Origin of the sequence: Enterobacter cloacae complex sp. IR5458 (assembly GCF_049238025.1) — a bacterium.
Lineage (GTDB): Bacteria > Pseudomonadota > Gammaproteobacteria > Enterobacterales > Enterobacteriaceae > Enterobacter > Enterobacter kobei.
Genome location: NZ_JBMKIF010000095.1, coordinates 1 through 3,332, shown reverse-complemented (window position 1 = coordinate 3,332; position 3,332 = coordinate 1). Strand labels below are relative to the sequence as shown.

The 3,332-nt window shown below is 48.9% G+C and carries 3 protein-coding genes and 1 pseudogene; all 4 read left to right on the top strand.

Annotated features, from left to right (window positions below):
- Positions 1-567: TerD family protein (locus ACOTYN_RS25965; protein WP_141037085.1), on the top strand; the 567-nt coding region annotated here is incomplete at its 5' end.
- A gap of 68 nt (positions 568-635) precedes the next feature.
- Complete coding sequence (locus ACOTYN_RS25960) at positions 636-1,211, top strand: TerD family protein (protein ID WP_020996162.1); 576 nt, start codon at positions 636-638, stop codon at positions 1,209-1,211.
- Positions 1,212-1,638: 427 nt separating this feature from the next.
- Positions 1,639-2,880 carry a vWA domain-containing protein gene (locus ACOTYN_RS25955; RefSeq protein ID WP_332957114.1) on the top strand — a complete coding sequence of 414 codons (1,242 nt, stop codon included), beginning with the start codon at positions 1,639-1,641 and terminating at the stop codon, positions 2,878-2,880.
- 87 nt (positions 2,881-2,967) lie between these two features.
- A pseudogene (locus ACOTYN_RS25950) lies at positions 2,968-3,273 on the top strand (hypothetical protein); the annotation flags it as partial.
- Positions 3,274-3,332: the final 59 nt, after the last annotated feature.

The window sequence follows — 3,332 nt, the reverse complement described above, 5'->3', positions numbered from 1 at the left end:
CTTTCCAAAGGCGGGAACGTCTCCCTAAGTAAAGCAGCTCCGTCAATGAAAAACGTCCTAGTGGGCCTTGGCTGGGATGCGCGTTCAACAGACGGTCAGGACTTTGACCTGGATGCTTCAGCATTCCTGCTGGCCTCAAACGGCAAAGTGCGCGGCGATTCAGATTTCATCTTCTATAACAACCTGACGTCATCCGACGGTTCCGTAACACACACCGGCGATAACCGCACCGGTGAGGGCGATGGTGATGATGAATCGCTGAAAATTAAACTGGACGCCGTCCCGTCTGAAGTTGACAAGATCATCTTCGTTGTGACCATCCACGATGCTCAGGCTCGTCGCCAGAGCTTTGGTCAGGTATCCGGTGCGTTTATTCGTCTGGTTAATGACGATAACCAGACTGAAGTCGCTCGCTACGATCTGACCGAAGATGCGTCCACTGAAACCGCCATGCTGTTTGGCGAGCTGTATCGCCACAATGGTGAGTGGAAATTCCGCGCAGTAGGCCAGGGTTATGCTGGTGGTCTGGCATCTGTATGTGCTCAGTACGGCATTAACGCGTCCTGATCGAAAAGTAACTTTTCATATCCGGGGCTGTTAATTCAGCCTCATTCAACTGTTTGCAGGAGCTAAAAATGGCAGTTTCTCTCGTAAAAGGCGGCAACGTATCTCTGACCAAAGAAGCACCAACCATGAATGTCGCTATGGTTGGTCTGGGCTGGGATGCCCGTGTAACCGATGGTCAGGGTTTTGACCTTGACGCTTCCGTATTCGCAGTAGGTGAAGACGGTAAAGTGCTGTCAGATGCCCATTTCATTTTCTTCAATAATAAAACCAGCCCTGATGGCGCAGTAGAGCACCAGGGCGACAACCGTACTGGTGAAGGCGACGGCGACGATGAGCAGGTCAAAATTGATCTGACCAAAGTCTCAGCAGACATCAAAAAACTGGTGTTTGCCGTTACCATCTATGATGCAGAAGCTCGTAAACAAAACTTCGGCATGGTGAGCAACAGCTTCATGCGCGTTTACAACAACGACAACGGCACGGAAATTGCCCGTTTCGATCTGTCTGAAGACGCCTCAACTGAAACCGCAATGGTCTTCGGTGAACTGTATCGCCATGGCGCTGAGTGGAAGTTTAAAGCTGTCGGCCAGGGTTTTGCCGGTGGCCTGTCAGCGCTTGCTTCCCAGCACGGCGTCAATGTCTAAAAGACGCTGAGTCTGACCCCGGCAATGCCGGGGTTTTTTTTGGGTAACGATCCGCTATCAGCTGTTGAATCTGAGAAAGGGGGCCGGGCGTTTTCAGAAAGCAGAGTAATGTTAATTCTGGCGTGAACCTTTTTGCAGGATCCGGGTTTATCTATGGTTGCTGGTTAAGCCAGTATTCCGTGCCTTATATCAACAGCATGCCCCTCGGATATATGTTACTTTTGCGATTTATGAAGGAACGGGATCTGGAACATAAGATACCCGGGCAATGAAAATTCAAATTCAACAGGTATAGAAACTTCAGCGTGATGAAATATGGTGTCACACCATATTTACGCCTCACCGAATATCCAGCGTCCTGAACTAAGCCTGGGGAACATATATAAACGCTGCGCTTTAAAAATAATCAAAAATCAGGAGAGTTAATATGAATCTACAATCCGGACAAAACATACCCCTTCAGCAATCTGCTATCAGGCTGAATCTTCAGTACCCTGCCAAATCCGGCTTTAAAGGCGAACCCGATACCTGCCTGTTCTTGCTTAATGCTCAGGGAAAGGTCAGTGGCGATTCTGACTTTATCTTTTATAATAATTTGGCTTCTCCTGAGGGGGCAGTCAAGCTCGTTACCGGTTCGCAGCAGTCCAGCATTGATATAGCACTGGATCGTGTTCCAGCGAACGTCAGTAAAATTGCGATCACCGTTGTCATTGATGGTGAAGATACCATCAGTGGGCTCAGTTTATTGAGCATTCAGGCTCCTGGTATCGCTGACTTTCAGGCTGAGACTCAGGGCCGCAGTGAGAAAGCAATCATCCTGGGTGAAGTATATCGGCACAATGGCGCCTGGAAGCTTCGTGCGCTCGGGCAGGGTTTCAACGGTGGACTTGAGCCTCTGGCCATTAGCTATGGCGTTGATGTCGCACAGCCAGCTCCGCAGCCAGCAAAGCCAGCTCGTATCAGTCTGGAAAAGAAACTGGAAACCAGATCTCCGCGCCTTGTAAGCCTCGCTAAAAAAGCCTCGGTCAGTCTCACTAAAAATAAACTGGACACCCTTGAGGCAGCGGTTGCATTTGTACTTGACGCATCCGGCTCGATGAGTGGCCAGTTCAGTAAGGGTAACGTTCAGTCTGTGCTGGACCGCATCGCCGTTCTTGCCGCCCAGTTCGACGACGACGGTGAAATGGATGTCTGGGGATTTGGAGAGAAGCATAAGAAGTATCCAAACGTCACACTGGACAACCTGGACACATATATTCAGTCCATTCGCGGGTCTGGAAAGCGTTCAGCCTGGGAGAACCTGCCGGGCCTTGGAGGGACAAACAACGAGCCTCCTGTGATGGAAGAAATAGTCAACTATTTTAAGGACTCGAAAATCCCAGTATATGTAGTATTTATTACCGATGGCGGGATCAGCAAGACCCGGGCGATTAAAGATGCAATCCGGCGTTCTGCCAACTACCCCATCTTCTGGAAGTTTGTCGGCCTGGGTGGTTCAAGCTACGGTATCCTCAAAAATCTGGATGACTTTACTGACCGCCGGGTTGATAACACCCACTTCTTTGCCATGGATGATTTCGGTTCGATTAGCGATGAAAAGCTATATGATAATCTACTGGAAGAATTCAGACCGTGGATCGATGAAACAAAAAGGTTAGGCATCCTTTAATACGCACCGTTTGAGCATGGTTGAATGAGCTCTACAGCAGCTTAATACTGTAGAGCCTTTCATTGGAAATCGTACAGGGAGGAGCATATGGACCGCATCAAGTACCTGAAATGGATAGCTGAAGAATCACCAACTACGGCTCAGCAGCTGGTGGCTTGGTTAAACAGAGCAAGGCACTATACGCCCGACATGAAAGAGCATCAGGCAGGTGTACAGATTCAAGAAAAGGGGATTGTTGTAGGGCTTAGACAAAGTACTAATCGTTACCAGGGAGATTGTCTGGCCATACATGTGGTACAGCTTCCGGAAGAAATACAAAACAAGGGATGGTTTAAGTCTTTTCTGAAGCTTTGCTGTGAAGCGAATCCCTGGGGCGATGTTGTAATTGAAGACGGCTTTGTTGAATAAATCAGATTTCGGGTAAGTCTCCCCCGTAGCGGGTTGTGTTTTCA